This window comes from Microcoleus sp. w2-18bC1, from assembly GCF_036700365.1.
Classification (GTDB): domain Bacteria; phylum Cyanobacteriota; class Cyanobacteriia; order Cyanobacteriales; family Microcoleaceae; genus Microcoleus.
The window spans coordinates 1-16,341 of the sequence record NZ_JAUBOS010000077.1 but is presented as its reverse complement, the minus strand read 5'-3'; the positions used below and the strand labels follow the sequence as shown (position 1 = coordinate 16,341).

At 38.6% G+C, this 16,341-nt stretch carries 12 protein-coding genes; all 12 read right to left on the bottom strand.

Annotated features, from left to right (window positions below; genetic code table 11):
- Window positions 1-20: 20 nt before the first annotated feature.
- The gene (locus QT979_RS25375) at window positions 21-1,295 is read right to left on the bottom strand and encodes a hypothetical protein (protein ID WP_333312044.1); all 1,275 of its coding nucleotides are present in this window, start codon (window positions 1,293-1,295) and stop codon (window positions 21-23) included.
- A gap of 82 nt (window positions 1,296-1,377) precedes the next feature.
- Window positions 1,378-2,484 (bottom strand): acyltransferase, encoded by a 1,107-nt coding sequence (locus tag QT979_RS25370; RefSeq protein ID WP_333312043.1) that lies wholly within the window; start codon window positions 2,482-2,484, stop codon window positions 1,378-1,380.
- A 53-nt stretch (window positions 2,485-2,537) separates the two neighbouring features.
- Entirely contained in the window at window positions 2,538-4,373 is a 1,836-nt protein-coding gene (hepA, locus tag QT979_RS25365) for a heterocyst formation ABC transporter subunit HepA (RefSeq protein WP_333312042.1), read from the bottom strand.
- Between the two features lie 133 nt (window positions 4,374-4,506).
- Window positions 4,507-6,108: a glycosyltransferase family 39 protein gene (locus tag QT979_RS25360; protein WP_333312041.1), complete on the bottom strand. Its 1,602-nt coding sequence runs from the start codon at window positions 6,106-6,108 to the stop codon at window positions 4,507-4,509.
- Between the two features lie 293 nt (window positions 6,109-6,401).
- The gene (locus tag QT979_RS25355) at window positions 6,402-6,740 is read right to left on the bottom strand and encodes an SMR family transporter (RefSeq protein ID WP_333204359.1); all 339 of its coding nucleotides are present in this window, start codon (window positions 6,738-6,740) and stop codon (window positions 6,402-6,404) included.
- Window positions 6,741-6,934: 194 nt separating this feature from the next.
- Window positions 6,935-7,519, bottom strand: coding sequence for a YqeG family HAD IIIA-type phosphatase (locus tag QT979_RS25350; protein ID WP_333312040.1), 585 nt, complete (start codon window positions 7,517-7,519; stop codon window positions 6,935-6,937).
- Window positions 7,520-7,552: 33 nt separating this feature from the next.
- Entirely contained in the window at window positions 7,553-8,509 is a 957-nt protein-coding gene (locus QT979_RS25345) for a decaprenyl-phosphate phosphoribosyltransferase (RefSeq protein ID WP_333312039.1), read from the bottom strand.
- Window positions 8,510-8,644: 135 nt separating this feature from the next.
- The gene (locus tag QT979_RS25340; RefSeq protein ID WP_333312038.1) at window positions 8,645-9,922 is read right to left on the bottom strand and encodes a glycosyltransferase; all 1,278 of its coding nucleotides are present in this window, start codon (window positions 9,920-9,922) and stop codon (window positions 8,645-8,647) included.
- Window positions 9,923-9,997: 75 nt separating this feature from the next.
- The gene (locus QT979_RS25335) at window positions 9,998-10,912 is read right to left on the bottom strand and encodes an NAD(P)-dependent oxidoreductase (protein ID WP_333312037.1); all 915 of its coding nucleotides are present in this window, start codon (window positions 10,910-10,912) and stop codon (window positions 9,998-10,000) included.
- 359 nt (window positions 10,913-11,271) lie between these two features.
- Complete coding sequence (gene hepC / locus QT979_RS25330; RefSeq protein WP_333312036.1) at window positions 11,272-11,955, bottom strand: heterocyst development glycosyltransferase HepC; 684 nt, start codon at window positions 11,953-11,955, stop codon at window positions 11,272-11,274.
- Between the two features lie 237 nt (window positions 11,956-12,192).
- Window positions 12,193-14,427, bottom strand: a complete 2,235-nt coding sequence (locus QT979_RS25325) for a polysaccharide biosynthesis tyrosine autokinase (protein WP_333312035.1) — start codon at window positions 14,425-14,427, stop codon at window positions 12,193-12,195.
- Between the two features lie 39 nt (window positions 14,428-14,466).
- Window positions 14,467-15,561, bottom strand: a complete 1,095-nt coding sequence (locus QT979_RS25320) for a glycosyltransferase (protein WP_333312034.1) — start codon at window positions 15,559-15,561, stop codon at window positions 14,467-14,469.
- Between the last annotated feature and the right edge of the window lie 780 nt (window positions 15,562-16,341).

The window sequence follows — 16,341 nt, the reverse complement described above, 5'->3', positions numbered from 1 at the left end:
TGCATAAGAGATTAAGTTAGTTAACGTAATAGAACTTTTTCGGGACCAATAATCTGAGCATTTTGAAGAATATCGATCGCATTGGAGAATTGAAGTGCATTATTAATTCCCGCTGTCACCACTAGAATCAATGCTAATCCAAGCACCACAGGTCGCATTTTTGTGAGGACTCCGAGACTCACTAATATTACTAATGAAGGAGCATAATGTAATGAATAGAGAAAGATTTCAAAACCATGAATTGTATGAAGTAATAGCTGTCCCAGTAGCGTAAACCCAAGGGTAAATCTTAATTGAGGATGCTGCTTTACGGAAAAAAGTGCATACAATCCCAGGGCTAATAACCCTCCCCAAGTAACAGTTGCAACTTTCCCCCACCAGCCACCTGAGCCTAGAGCTGATGTCTGAATACTCAATACTTGACCTCCAGATGAACCAACCCAATTACTATTAATGATCTCAAGAGAGGGCATCACAATGGAATGGAAGAAAAAAACACTGTATCTCTTTAAAACCATAAAGATATTTGAAGGCCAGTATAAATAGTCCGCTTGCTCTGCTGCTCCTCTAGTAAAAATTGCTCTTAACGCGGCAGTTGGAAAGAAGAATTTTTGGATAGTAGCTAACAGTATGAATAGAACAAAAGCACCAGCAAAAATTTTTAAACATTGTTTCCATCGATTTCCTGAAATAGTCGCTATGATTCCTGCCATCAAATTGGTGATTGTTATACCTACGGTTAAAACATTCGCAGCCATATACCAATAAGGGGAAAGTTGGCGATAATCTGCTACTGTAACAAGACAGTACACAAGTAAAATAGTCTCTCCTCCAAATAAGAACGATTCTGGGACAACAAACCAAAATCTTGCGGCTGCGGTTATGGATGCCAAAATACTAAAAATTGCTGCATCAATTTTTTGGTAGCCTAGCAACCTGAAGAGGATAAATATTGTTCCAATGAAAAGCCCAGAAACTACAGAAATAAATGCTCTGATACCTGTAATATGTTCCAAATGAAAGATTGTTAGGATTGCTAATATTGGTAAGCAACTAACTAAGGCATACAGAGGATGAGCTGAAATTGTAGCATGGTTGTAATTTGAGTCACTCATTCGGAAGAAGCTTTTATTGATATCACTATCAAACCAAATGTCCGTGACATTAAAGACTATAGGATTAACTAACTGTGCTGTGGCAAAAGAAGTGCAGCCAGTGAATAATATTAGGCTGAATACTAACCAAACATCTGCTTGATATTTATGAAATAGCTGAGATGGGGATAAGGATTTCATTGTTCTCCTCGCTTTTGAGAAAAGGCTTTTTCGTAGAGAGTCAGAGTATTTTGAGCCACGGAATTGCTAGAAAATATTTTTTTTATATTTTCTTATAACTAAAGTGGCGTTTTAAGTTATTAATCGGTTTTTCAAACAATAGCCAAGATGGTATTGCAATCGCCAGTGTAATTATCATTTTCAATAAAACCTCAAGCGGTAGCGGAATTTGAGAGAATAAATTCAACTCATAGGCTTTCGCAAAGGTAGGATTTAGGAACACATGGTACAGATAGATTCCATAACTAATTTTGCCCAGAAATACAAGAGGTTTCAGTTCCAAAATCTTTCCAGGAAGACCGCTAAAGCCTTCCGATGCCCGACTGATTAACCATATATAGAAAATCGCCAAAACGGTTGGTCTAACCAACATATTAAATAGCGCTATATTATTAAACAAAATAAGTAATGGCAAGCAAACCCATAATCCTAAATTACATAAAATCTGGTGATTTTGCTTAAACTGCTCGTGGTTATGTTTGTAGAATGCGAGTAAGGCACCTAGTGCCAGTGAATCCATAGATGCAAGAGGGAAAACAAGAATCTGGACTTCATTGAAGTTAAATCCATAGCATATAAACTTAGATACAACTCCCAGACCAATGGTTATAAATATAGCTTTTAACAGGTGTTTTTTAGGCAAAAATAGCATAACAAACGGCCAAATTAGATAAAATTGTTCCTCCATGGCTAATGTCCAAAAGTGGCTTGAAGTATCATCCCATTCACCTCTGATTAGAACCATAATGTTGGTTGTATAAGTCAAGTGCCAAAAAAAGACACTTCTAACTTGCTTGAAGCCAATAGCAGTGACAGCAAGGGCTAAATAGTAAATAGGAGATATCCGGAGAAAACGCCGTATATAAAATCTTTTAAGTGTAAATCCGATACTTTGATTATTTGATTTGATGGTATCTCTACACCGGAGGAGAATACCAGTTATCAAGAAACCACTAAGTACGAAAAAAAGTGTAATTGCTGATGTACCCCAATGGAGAATTGGTTTTAAATAAGAGAGAATAGAACCCGAAACATTGCTTGTTACAAAGTGTTCAAGCATTACAGCAAATACAGCTATTCCTCTAAGGGCATCTAACTGAATCATGTAACCTGGATTTCTAGTTTTTGAAAGGTTTTGAGTTGCACTCATATCTTTATTCCTTTGTAAAAGTGGTTGAATTTTTTCTGTCCTTCTGTATCACCTCATTGATTTTGCATCTGGTGATAATCCCAAAGTTTGCCACGTAGCGCCAGTAATTCATTATAGGTTCCTTGCTCTACGATTTCTCCCTGCTCGAGTACAATAACTTTGTCGGCTCGCATAATAGTTGATAGACGATGCGCGATCGCAATTACGGTACGACCTACAGAAAGCTTTTCTATAGACTCCTGAATCAATCGCTCTGATACAGAGTCTAAAGCACTGGTTGCTTCGTCCAAAATTAAAATTTCTGGATTGCGTAACAAAGCACGAGCGATCCCAATCCGTTGGCGTTGACCGCCTGACAATCGTACCCCCCTATCCCCGAGTTGAGTCTCAAATCTTTCAGGCATATCTTGAATAAATTCTAGAGCATGGGCAAGTCGAGCTGCTTCTTGAATTTCCTTTTCTGTTGCGCCTTCTTTTCCATAAACAATATTGTTGCGAACCGAAGTATTAAAAATGAAAGTATCCTGACTTACTATAGCCAGCTTTTGTCGCAGAGAGTTGATCTCAAACTGTCGTAGATCGATTCCATCAATAAGCACCTTCCCCTGTGTTGGATCGTAGAATCGAGGAATCAGGTCAGCCAAAGTTGTTTTGCCAGCACCGGAAGATCCTACCAGCGCTGTCATCTTTCCTCGTTCAATGGATAGCGTGATGTTTTTGAGAACCAAATCATTAGTATCGTAGCCAAAATCTACACCGATAAACTCAATCGAGTGCTTTAAGCCTAAAAAATCAATTTTGCCATTTTTAAAATATGTTTTATTATCCGTTCTCAAAAGGTCTTTGATATTCTCAGCAGAGCCGTGCAAACTACTAAGAACTGCTCTAGTTCCATTCACATCTTGGATAATTGGAACTAAGCGCACCAGGATAAATAGAAATGTTAGTAAGGAAGCTACTTTCAGCGGACCATTCGTTAAAACACCCGTGAACGCTACAAGAATCATACCAATTAAAATTGTAGTTGCTATCCCTTCCGCAATGGGCTTTACCATTGCCCAAAGCCGGATAATTCTGACAGAGGCGCTGACAAAATCTTCACTAGCTTTGTAGTAACGCTTTCGCTCAAAATCCTGAGTAGCAAATGACTGAATTGTCCGAATTCCACTAATAAATTCTATAGCTGTTGTGGTAAATTGTCCATTAGCGGTTGATATTTCAAAACTTCTTTCACGGACTCGCTTATTCAACGTAGACAAGCCTACAGCCATAAGAGTGAAAAGCATTATTGAAATGAGTGACAACTGCCACGAAATCAAAATCATCGACATCAGGTAAATGGCGATGGTTAGCCCCCTAGTAAACAAGAAAGCACTGCCATTAAAAATGTTCTTAAATTTTTCTATTTCCGAGGTAATTGTATTAATCAATTCTCCTGATTTTGTTGTAGCAAAGTAACTCAGATTTACAGCTTGAAGTTGTTCAAAAATCTGTTTGCGGAGCCGATCCATCAAATTAAGTTGACAATTTTCCGTATAAGTCTGCGCCAAATAGTTAAATAAGGCGCGCGTCCAGGTACTCAGCCATATTAAAGCTGATATTCGGTAAAATCGGCTGGTAGCAGATGTATTGACTCCTAATACCCAAACATCAAACCAGCCGATTCCTGTCTTAATCGGTGCTGCATCAGGATTCGTCAAGCTTTGTAAAAAGGAAAGCAGAAACCCAATACCAACACCTTCAAAAGTCGCGGCCAGAAATGAAAATACTAGAGCTAAGATTACAACTTTAGGAAAGTATTTGAATTCTCGCAGAAACAAGTAATTTTTCTGCCAAAATTTTGTATTTTTTATCAGATCATTAACTGAAGTAGGAATTTTTAGGTGCATATTTTTTGAGTGATATTAATCAATAAGTTATATAGCTATTCTATTTTATACCATAAATTTTGGACAAATCTAAAAATAGTTATAAAAATTTTAAATTCTAAACTGACAGATACTCTTCTAATTGCTGCCGATTTCAATTTATTTTTGTTAACTTCCACAATTTTATTAACTGCTGAACAGGCTCTAGGTTATATTTTTTTGGTAATTCATCCTGCCATACTGGAGGTAAGCCGAAAGGGCTGTAAACAAACACATCACTAAATTTATTAGGAATATCAGGCAGATCAGAGCTCTTGACTAACTGAAGCCGCACCTTTGAATCAAGTAAATAACTCAAAGATAATAATTCAGTAGGGTTATATTTATAATTACTACTCACTACAAGTGGGTGATTAGTTTGATTAATAAGTTGACTTAATTTCTCATTCTGAGATGGATTACTTATCGACACTTTTGTGTTAGCATTCACCGCACAGGCTAAAACTTGACCTGAAATCACAATAGCTATGATTATTTTCAAAAATTTTCTTGGTTGTGAAATTTCTATAGAGGTAATTTTAGTAGTAAAAAGATAAGCGATAGATAGGTGAATGGCTAAATAGCAAGGAATCCAATATCGAGCAGTTGTTGACCGGGTTCCCCCAAAAATTACATCGGGTAACATTAAAGGTAAAGAGTTAGAAATAATTAATATTAATACAAACAGCCAAACCTGTTTTGGGGTGTGACGACATAGAAAATAAATTGAATATCCAATCAACACAGTAATACATAAAACCAATGAATAGAATAAACTAAAAGATGGTATTTTAGGTATTTCTAAATCAAAAAAAATTAATCTCATATTACTGAACCACATTTTAAACAAGTCTAATAAACTTGCTTTTTCCTTAGTCCATTCCATTGACCGATTTACTTCCGGTAAGTGATAGATAGTAGTCCAAATCCAAGGTATAAAAGTTATAAATCCTATAATCGATGCTGCAAAATAAGAAATCAGTGTCTTGGTAAATCGAAAATTAGAAGTTATTAAAATATACAAACCATGTGCAATTGCAACAAATACAAAGAAAGAGTAACCATATAGTCCGATCGCTAGCGTCGCTGCATAAATTGCCCAACTAACTCTAGTTTTTTGCCGCATGGCTTGTAACAATACAGCACTTGATAATAAGGTTGTTACAGTCCAAAAACTATACTCTCGTGCTTGCTGGGCATACTGTACATGAAATGGTGATACGGCTATTAATCCAACTGCCATCCAGCCTACCGTAGGAGACTTAAATAGTTCCATACATAGCCAGTAAATACAAGGAAACACCAGTAAGCTCAGAAAAGCAGAAAGGCTTCTAATTACTGCCACAGAATCACCCGAATACTGTACCCACAACCGTAGCATTATGTAATAAAGGGGTGGATGTTCGGGGGTTTCTGTTGCCAAAGCATTAATGGTATCTGTTAGGGATTTTTCTGGTCTAATATGCACATATTTCTGTAAATCTTCAGAGCTAAGAATTTGACCGTTGAAAGTTTGTTGAATGAATTCTTTTTGGGTATAACCAGAGATTTGTAATGAAGTGAGTGCTTCATCACGCCAGTAAATTTTTTGGTCAAGATTGACAAACCTAAAAAATATACCTAATAGTAGCAATACCAGGCATAAACTTTTGGGTCCAGACAAAGAATTGATTAAGGATTTGATTTTATATATTATCATGATGGTTGAATTGTTCATAATTCAAATAGATTAGTAAATGCCGTTGCTGAATGGGGATATGAAATTTGTAGGATAAATCATGCTTTCATTCCCGAACACCTATCAACTTAGCATAAGTCAGTTGTGTTTGTAAGTGAGTCTTATTAGAATGTTGGTAACATTTTTTTTGATCCGCAAGTATCTAACCATTAGGCTGCCTATCTTGCCTATCTTTATTTTAGCAGAAGTCGGGTAAATTTTTACTCGCTCTGGGTTCCAGCCGGGTTATTACCCCCCAGGTTTAATACTTGATGAACTACATTTAACTTGACTTAACTATTTTTTACAACAGCGATCGCACAAATACCACTTAACACTAAACCGATTCCTATCCATTGAACATATAAAACTTTCTCCCGCAAAATCACATTTCCAGCTATTGTTGTTAACACAACTGTTAAACCTATAACTATGGGATAGACGACAGATAAATTCATTTTTCCTAAAACTATTATATAAAAAACTGTGCTTAAGCCGTAACTACAAATCCCCCCTAGTAAATATAGGTTTAATGGATTTTGACCGGCTCCTAGTTTTAAAAGAGTTTGAGCAATTGTATTTAGACAGACTGCAATAAAAATTAGCAAGCCAAAAACGAATTGATTATACATAGCTAAAATTTCCTCTCTTATGACTAAATGACTTTGATAGTGTTTGTTTTATCTAAATTATCTTCTACCAATAGTCCGGACAGTTTTCAATCACTAACGGCAGAATGAGGGTTTCAGCCTTCTCAGTGAGGTCGAATGCTAACGGTAGAATGAGGGTTTCAGCCTCGATCTCAAAAACTGTCCGGAGTATTGTTCTACAAAAAGCTTTGATATTCAAAAACAGCATCAAATTTTCCAAGATTATTAATGTTTGGATAAGATTTTTGTATCCATTCTCCGGCAATTTTTTCCCACCATCTAGGTGGATGGGGCAGTGTTGCAACTTGGATACACCAACACCCAGAAAGCCATGCTCCTACAACATCAGTATGTAAGCTATCACCTATAACCACTACTTGTTTAGGGTTGACTTTCATATAAGCAATCGCCTGGTGAAATGCGAAAGGAAAAGGTTTCTTGGCTGGACTAATAGCCTGAATATTCAAACGATGAGACCAATATTTGACTCTATAGCTTCGTTTCCCATTGGATAAAATAAAAAATTGGAAGCCTGCCAGTTTTGTTTGTGTAATCCATTCTTCTGCACCAGGAGATAAATACAGATCGTCTTCAGAGACTATCGTGTTGTCTAGATCGAGAATGATTCCTTTAATGCCAGATTCCCTCAAGCAGTCAATATCGATTTGAGCTACTCCATCGGCTCCGTGTGCCAATGTATGAAGTTTTCTTTTGATTCCTATCTGGCGTAACTTGAGGAACCCATTTTTAAAATTTCTCATTTACCTATTCCTCCAATTTTGGTATTGAAACTTTTAGTCGATTAGTGCTTGATTTTTTAGCCACAAAATCGTAAAGCAGGTGAACACCCAACCGATGACCGTGAGTAGTATTGGTACGTCTTTTAATAAAACTTCTTCAGGTCTTTCACTGCTTCCTCCTTGCTCAATTTTACTATCACTATTGATCGAAATTTCCTGGGGATCGCTTAGTAGTTGATAGCGAAAAATGCCATATAGTAAAAATGGCAATGTCAGTAGCATCCAAGAAGTGGATGCTCCACGCATATAGGGACCTGAACTCCAAAGTGCATAGGTTACAACTGTACTAGAAGTAACAACGTTTTCCATCCGACTCAACATTGGTAAGGAGTAGCGTTTGAGGACGGAACGAGGTTTGCTACCTTTGAGTTGTGCCAATCGCAGTTCTGCTTTGCGCTTCTCAATCCCCAAAAACAATGCCAGCATTGCTGTGCAGAGTAGAAACCAAGATGATAAAACTACACCTGTAGCTGCTGCACCACCGAGGGATCTGAGAACAAATCCGATGGCGATCGCACCAATATCCAAAATCACTATCCGTTTAAGTCTCAGATTATAAGCAACCTGCAATAAGGCATAAGCCGTAATGCTTGCACCTAATTGAGGATTCCTTAACCAGCTAAGAGTCAAAACGCTACCTAATAGCAAAACGGCCATTCCTGTCGCGACGGGAATACTAACTAATCCAGAGGCGATTGGTCGCTGACTTTTAACAGGATGTTGACGATCGGCTTTGAGATCGACAATATCATTAATTAAATAGAAACTACTAGACGCTCCACAAAATAATGCAAAAGCCAACCAACTACCTAATAGTGATTGTAAATTGATGCTAAAGGCAAACAGAGGTGCAGCAAAGACAATTAGATTTTTTGTCCATTGTCTTGGACGCAAAGCCTTAAAGTATGCTATGTTTCCTGGTGAGGATAAAACCTGATTTTTTGTAGACATACTCTTTTGAAATTTCCTTGTCTAACAGTATGATAGATAGCGATAAACTAACAGATAAATCAATAGTTCGGATTATATTTATTTGCTCCAAAATGAGATGTTTGCTAAATCTGTAGAGAAAGTTGAATAAAATCATCACAACTTCAAATTCCCAGCATTGCATTCTGATTGAGACAGGGATATACCCAATATCTCATCAAGTTTTGAGTATACCGCTGAACTTGAGTGTTCGTTCTTAAAGGTTATAGCAACCTCTTGGGAAATCTTTTGAGCTAATTCTGGTTCGTTAAGTAAGGAGAGGACTTGTTGAGCATAGACTTTTGGATCATCTGTAACAAAGGCATTTACCCCATCTATCAAACTGAGTGCCGAAGCAGAAATTTTAGTAGCAACGATCGGCATTGCATAAGCCATTGCTTCTACAAGCTTAAATTTAGTACCAGCCCCAGTTATTAAAGGACAAATTGCCACTCTCGACTTGAAGTAAATCTCTGCTAAATCCGGAACGTATCCCAAACAATTAACATTTTCTTTGAAAGAGGTATCAACTTGAATATCTTGGATTATCTGACCAGCAATTATCAGCAGAGTATCAGGTTTACGACGAACAATCTCAGGGAAAACTGAATTAAGGAAAAAAGTTAAACCCTCCTTATTTGGTTGATTATTAGAACCAACAAACAGCAGATCGTACTTAAACTCTCTGCCTTGATAAGGAACTATATTTGACTCATAACTCAACCCTTCAATTAAAGTGGGAACTAAGCATAACTTTTCGGACGGGAGGTGTGAGCTAAGAATTGTCCTCTCATCCTGAGCATCAATAATCACCCGATCGAATTTATTAATTAGTTTAATCTCCCAATCCAAATTGGACTCATAGTCAAATTTCAATCCTTTAGAATAAGAGATATTTTTCCTAACCAGGCGGAAATTGGAGGTAATATCATGCAGGTCAATTATACTATGAACCCCCAATTTGCTTTTTGCTGCTAAATGAGCATAGTCAAGGACATTAATCCAAATAAAATTGTATTTATTTTGAACGACTAAATTCCGAACAAATTCAACATAACCGGGAGGAGCCAAGTAATCAGAATCGACAGGTAATTGTTGCCGTAATAATTTTTGATAATAGAAGCTTTGGCTTCGAGTATATACGAAGTCAAATAAGTTACGCTCACCTTCGTATATAAATACGTTATCTATAAAATTTAATATTTCTTTTCTTTGTTCCGAACTCCATTGAGGAAGTCCAAATTCATTGCCACCTACACCATGCACTTCAAAAAACTCTTTTCGCTCCCTAAAATATTTTAAAACCCCTAAAATTCTACCCTGTCTTCCGTTGTAATTGCGGGGATCGATTAGAGTTGGTAAGTGAAACAAAATCTTTTTCTTCGCTTGACTCATTGGGTTTACCTCCATCACGTTTGATTTTGAATTTCAATTTAATCACTAATATAAATTATGAAAAAATAAATTATATTAGTGATTAAGTAAAGTTTTAATCCCCTCGCTAAGACTAATTTCAGGTTCCCAGTTCATAAAGGCTTTAAGTTTAGAGATGTCAGCTAGTAAATGCATCCGCTCTACTTTTCTCACTCTCGACTGATCCACTTTGATCGTAATTTCTTCTCCCAGTTGGTTCTCAAATTCTTTTACTACATCTATCACCGAATATTCTTGACCTCTCCCTAAGTTAAATACATCAATTCCAGCATCAAACCTATCAAGCAGCATAAAAATGGCTCTTGCCATATCATACGTATGGATAAAATCTCGTTTTGGTTCGAGATTGCCCAGCTCAATAGTTCTTAGACCAGAATTAACTTGCCTTTGAATTTCAGGAATCAAGTGCAAATTAGTCTCATTAGGACCAAACGCATTGAAAAACCTGCAAATTATTGTAGGAATAGATGTTTGTAGGTGAAATTCATTCATCAAATGTTCGCCAGCTAGTTTAGATAACCCATAAATATCTAGAGGGTTCGTTTGCTGAGTTTCTGGGATAGCATGGTCACAAATTGGATAAACTGCTGCTGTCGAAGCAAAAAACATCTTTTCTAAATTTTTTAAGCTTTTTGCAGCGCTTAATACGTTGAGAGTCCCTTGTATGTTAATGTTACTCGACTTGAAGGGATGTTGATTGCAGTAGGGAATAAAGTGTATGGCTGCCAGATGAATAATCCAATCTGGATCCATTTTATGAATAACTTCGGTTAAGCCATCTTCGTTCAAAATATCAAGCTTATGAAAATACGTATCAGAAATTGTCAAAAAATCTCTATTTCCAAAGGATAAGTCATCAATAACATAAATATCATGACCATGCTTTTGAAGTTCAGTGATTGTTGCCGAACCTATAAAACCTGCTCCACCAGTCACTAAAATTTTTTTCATTTTCCACCTGTTTACACTTCAATAGTTGGAATTTTTACGGACTATATATGGACTTTAGCTCATCATTAATCGTTATATTTATGGGTAGTTAGAGTGTGTTCCCCCTAAATTTATGAGGTGCGTGCGGAATCTGGGTTGTAATTTCAAAGACAGAATCAAGATTCCCCGAAAACTATTGATTTTTGTAGATGCGTTAGAGAAGCATGGCCTTAGCCCTCGATTGCTTCCATAAACTTGGAATGAAGCGCAGAAGCTTTTTAAATTGAAACTTCAGTGTTTATCACAACCAAATCAACCTCATTTGAATTGTTTCCCTGAATTTGAGCTTCTGCACTTTCCAATAATGCAATCACGTATTATTAACTTTCCAAGCTGAGTTTTACTGCCTTCGATATTGTCAAAGGAGAGAATGAATCCCTCAAGCTAATGTCACCCCGTAGCACATTGAACAACTGCGGTAATTTATCCACATTGTACTTACACATCCAACGAATTAAAGGTGTAGCACGAGAATTGTCATTAGCTACTATCGTGGGAAACTTGAGAAGACGGAAGAACTTGCCTCCTCTGCCAATGTACCATTGCTGAGGGAAACTCGGCTTTAGTGAATATAGGTAGATCGATATAGCTGCCGCCACTATAATCGGACTGAGCAATAAAAGCAAAAGAAAGGCGACAATTGAGTCCATCCATTGTTTGGGCTGGGGACTAAGTTGGCTTTGCTTTTGAAATTTTTTTTGAATAGTGCTCCGTAGAAACACGGGTTTGTTCGCTTGCTCGCAGGCATCTGCCCAAAGCTTCAGTGTTGCCTCACCGAGGGTTGGATGGAGGCGAACCAGCCGTACTGGAGATCGTTTCAAGCATTTTATTAGTTGTTGCTCTGTCTCAAACGCGGAGATATAAGGCTGTTTGGTCTGTTGTCCGAGACTGACGAATAACTGTCCCTGTCGCCACTTCAGAATGCAGTGAGGTAAGTAATGGCTTGAATGCTGTGGCTCTACAGAGGAATAGATATTTAAATTTGACACGGCTAAAATGGTCATGGTTTTTATTACTTGACGCTAATGTTACTAAATTATTGTTTGTAAGTAAAATTACTTAATAATTCAAGATTTCCCTACACGGATTACTTAAGTAGAATTATATTTGTGTTTTAGCCAAACTCAAGCGCAAGTCCATATCTTTAAGAAAGCTTTACAATACTTTGATGTTTTATATTTTTTTCAACAACATAGGATTTGAATCTTGACAAATTACACAATCTATGATATAGAACGTTTTTATGACTTGACACTGGGTATGTTGCCCTTTTTGAGACTAATACCCCCATTCGCGATCAGTCCGATCGTATTTAACTTGTTCAGCATGGCGGTAGTCTCAGTAAGTGCGGTTTTTGTCACTAGGTCAATCCGTGCCACCAACACTACCCCCCGGCAACAGGATGCAACCAGCAGAGCATCTACGATCCCTAAAACAGGAGGTGCATTCAGCAGAACTAAATCATAACTCTGCTCAAACCCTGCCATTAATCTCTGCATTTGAGGAGAACTTAACAGATTTACGGGATCTTCGGGTATTGGCCCAGAAGTCAAAATATCAATATATATGTCTGACGATGGAATATAACTGCGTATGGGCACTGTACCGTTACTTTCCAGCAGAGTAGAAAGCCCATACTCATTAGGGAGATTGAGCTGTTTATGCAGCATCGGCTGACGGAAATCAGCATCAATTAGCAGTACCCGTTGATGTAGACGCGCAGCACTAATTGCCAAACCTAATGCGATTGTTGATTTTCCCTCACCATCCAATGCTGAAGTAATGACTAAAGGACTGAAAGTCGAACCAGAATTTTGAAGTTGAATGTTCTTATAAATTAGGTCAAAGGATTCCCAAGCAGGTGGACTATGAATTACTTCAATCGTACAAGGCATCATACCTTCTGGCTTGCCAAAAGGTAGCTTGATGATTGGTTCGCTTGCCCAAGCGGCAGAAGCTTGTCGCTTGCCGAAAGGTAGCTTCACGATCAGTTTGTTCTTCTTGACCAGCGGTAACTGTGGAGTCATTCCTAGTAGAGGTAGGGGAACCAGTTTTGTCAACTGATCCGAGCTATGAACAGAATCATCCAACATATCGCGAACAAAAGTCGCAGCAACACCCAAGAACAATCCAACCACGACACCCAGCATAATGTTTTGCTGTTTTTTGGAACTACTCTTTTTACCGGGTTGCGGTACTTCAACAACTTGCCAATCAAATCCACCTCTGGCAATTTCCAAACTTAAGTCCTGCCGTGCTTTCTCTAACTGTTGAAAAGTTTCACGCTTGAGTTGTATGTTTGTTTGTAAACGAGTGTACTTAGCCAATAGATTAGGAAATCGATCGAGTTCTACACGGAGCTGCTGCTCTTTGTTTGCCAGTGCTTCGTCGCGTGACGTTAGGCCCTTTAAGTTTGTCTGAATGTCCAGAAGCTTCGTCGCGATAATTAAGTCAGTTGCACCGAGTTGCCTTTCTTTCAAAAGGCTTTCTCCCGTATCCGGGATCTGAGCAGAAACTTCTGGTGTAGCACGTTCCCCTTCTGCTTGCAAGAGACTTAGTTGCTTGTTGCGCTCCGAGAGTAGCTTTTGAATAACTGGGTTTTGGTCAGTGAAGCGTATCCGTTGCTGGGCGATGGCTAAATCTGTCTTTTGGATTTCGTTGAGTAAGGCTTGATAACGAGAAGACTGACTTAGCCGTGCCGCCACGAGCGCTTCCTGCGGAGAACTGGCAAGTTGCTGCTGCAAAGAGTCGTATTGAGCCTGAAGCTCCCTTCTAGTCGCTTGGTTTGTCCGTCGCTCCTGCTGAAGGTTGTTAATTGCGTCAGTCAGAGCTTTTGCTTGTACTTCTGGCTCAATCAGATTTTGATTTTTGCGAAACTCTTCTAAGGTAGCCTCAACTTGAGCAACGTTCTTGCGAACCTTGGGTAATTGTTCGTCAATGAAGGCAAGACCTTTAGTTAAACGTAGTCTCTGCTGTTCTCGGTTGTAATCCAGATAAACCCGTTGCATTACTTGTAGGACTTTCTGGGTTTGAGTCGGATTATTAGCCGTGTAAGTTACTTGAAAAATCTTAGTCTGAGTTTTTGCCTTCTCATCTGCCACTTGATTGACAGCTAAGGATTTTCTAATCTCCTCTACATCGATTCCTGGGTACTCAGGGCGAAGCAATTTCACCGCCCTTTGGATGAGCTGAGAACCTTGCATCAAACTAAGCTGAGTAGCATTGTCTATCTCAACATTAGAATCAGCAAATTGATTACCTGTTTTACCGTCTTTTTTGCCTTGATAATTAGATTCTACCAGGAGCTGCATTGAGCTTGTATAGGTAGGCTTTTCCTTCAAGGCTTTTACAGTGGCAGCAGCCAAGACAATACACAAAACACTTAGCAACCAAAAGCGTCGGCGGATTAGAACTGCAAACAGTTCTCCATAGCCCGCTTCTGTTTCAGCAATTGAGTTTATATTGTTTTCAATCACTTCTACGCCTCAATCGTAAACCTATTGAACCAAATATATTTATCGCTGATGACGGCCGCAAACTTCCTCAATCACCCCCTCTACTTTTCCAAAGAAAGCTTCTTCGGAAAAGTTATCGATCGCATGGGAGCGAATTTTTTCATAATCCCATGCAATCTTACTGGACTCAACTACTGCTGTGTGAATCGCTTCAGGTGTCTGTAAATTGAAAAAAACTCCTGTCTTACCTGGGATCTGAGTATCTAATACACCACCCTTACCATAGGCAATTACCGGCGTTCCACTAGCATTAGCTTCCACTGGAACCAAACCATAATCTTCCAAGGCTGCAACAATCACACCACGAGCTTTAGACATCAACTGACTGCGTTCTGTATCGCTGACATGACCTAGAAATTTAATATTTTTTAAAGCTCTAGACTCAAGACGCTCTCGCTCTGGGCCATCACCCGTGATCGATAATGGCCATCCCAGCCAATTGAATGCTTCAATAATCACATCGATGCGTTTGTAACCAAGAAGACGAGCTGAGGTCAAGTAAAAGTCCTCCTTATCTTTGGAGAAAATAAATTTTTTGATGTCAATGGGATAGTTAATAACAACTGATTTTTTTCCATAAAATTGCTGAATACGACTGGCAACTGTGCTGGAATTAGCAATGTAAAAATCTGGCTCCTGAGCAGAATCTAAATCGGCTTTTCTCATCTGCTGAAAAATCGGTTCTAGCATACCCGAAAGATTTCGATAGGTAGCATAGTCTCGAAGATAAGTTGTGGTATCCCACAAAAAACGGGTGACATTGTGACAGAAACAAATATGTATTGCTCCTGGTCTTTTTCGCACAGCTTTAGCAAAGCTCGTGGTACTGCTGATAATCATATCGTAGTCTTTTAGATCCAAGGCTCGAAAGGCTGAAAAATAAAATGGAGCCATTAGCCTAAAATTCTTACTTGCCCCTGGAACTTTCTGAAGTACAGTTGTGCGAACTTCACGTTCACCTAGATCAATAGTTCGTTTAGGTTCGTACAGAGACGTAAAAATATCAGCATTGGGGTAGCGTTTACACAGCAATTCAAATACACGCTCTGCCCCACCGGGTTGTGTCAAGTAATCATGGACTAGTGCAATTTTCATACTACTCTCTCTATTTTATAACATCCCACACCGACGATGCCGTTGTGCCAATACTTCTTCTTTCACCGTTCCTAGAGTACGTCATCAATTCAACCAGATAACGAAAGCACCAAGGTAAATCGCACCGAGAAATGTGGTTACAGGCTAGACGAACGTATCTCAATCACCCGATACTGCTTCAGTTGGATCATCAGTTTTCAATTCTGTTGACGAGTCGTATAAAAGTCCTGATCGTGAGCACGAGGGTTACATCGCTTGTGCTTAGGCAGAATTACTGGTGTCCTGTCTTGTACATGAAGCCGATTACTTCCCTATACGATCAGTATGATACCCCCTACTGACAACCACTGTGTCGGCAATCACCTACGCAGAAGTTTTTCAGACCCATCTAACCCACATTCCGCACCCCCCAACTGGCACTATTGCTCTTCTGTCACTCTGATGGAAGTATAATAGCCAAAAATGACCAAAACCCACTTGCTGTCTATGGATGAAGCCCGGCTATCTCGACCCACCATCAATTTTATTGATGAATATTGTGCCTCATATAAAAATTGGTAGTGCCCTGAAGGAAAGGATCAGAGTACGTTATGATTAGAGAAGTATTTGCCATAGCGTGATATGACATTAGAAATCAATTGTTGCCCTAATTGTGGTTCGGAAGAAGTTAGTCGAAACGGTCAAACTCGGCATCATAAACTTTCATTATAAATGCCGAGAATGTGGTCGTCAATTTGTTTTAAATCCGGCATGGAAACCTATTACAAAACAACAAAAAGA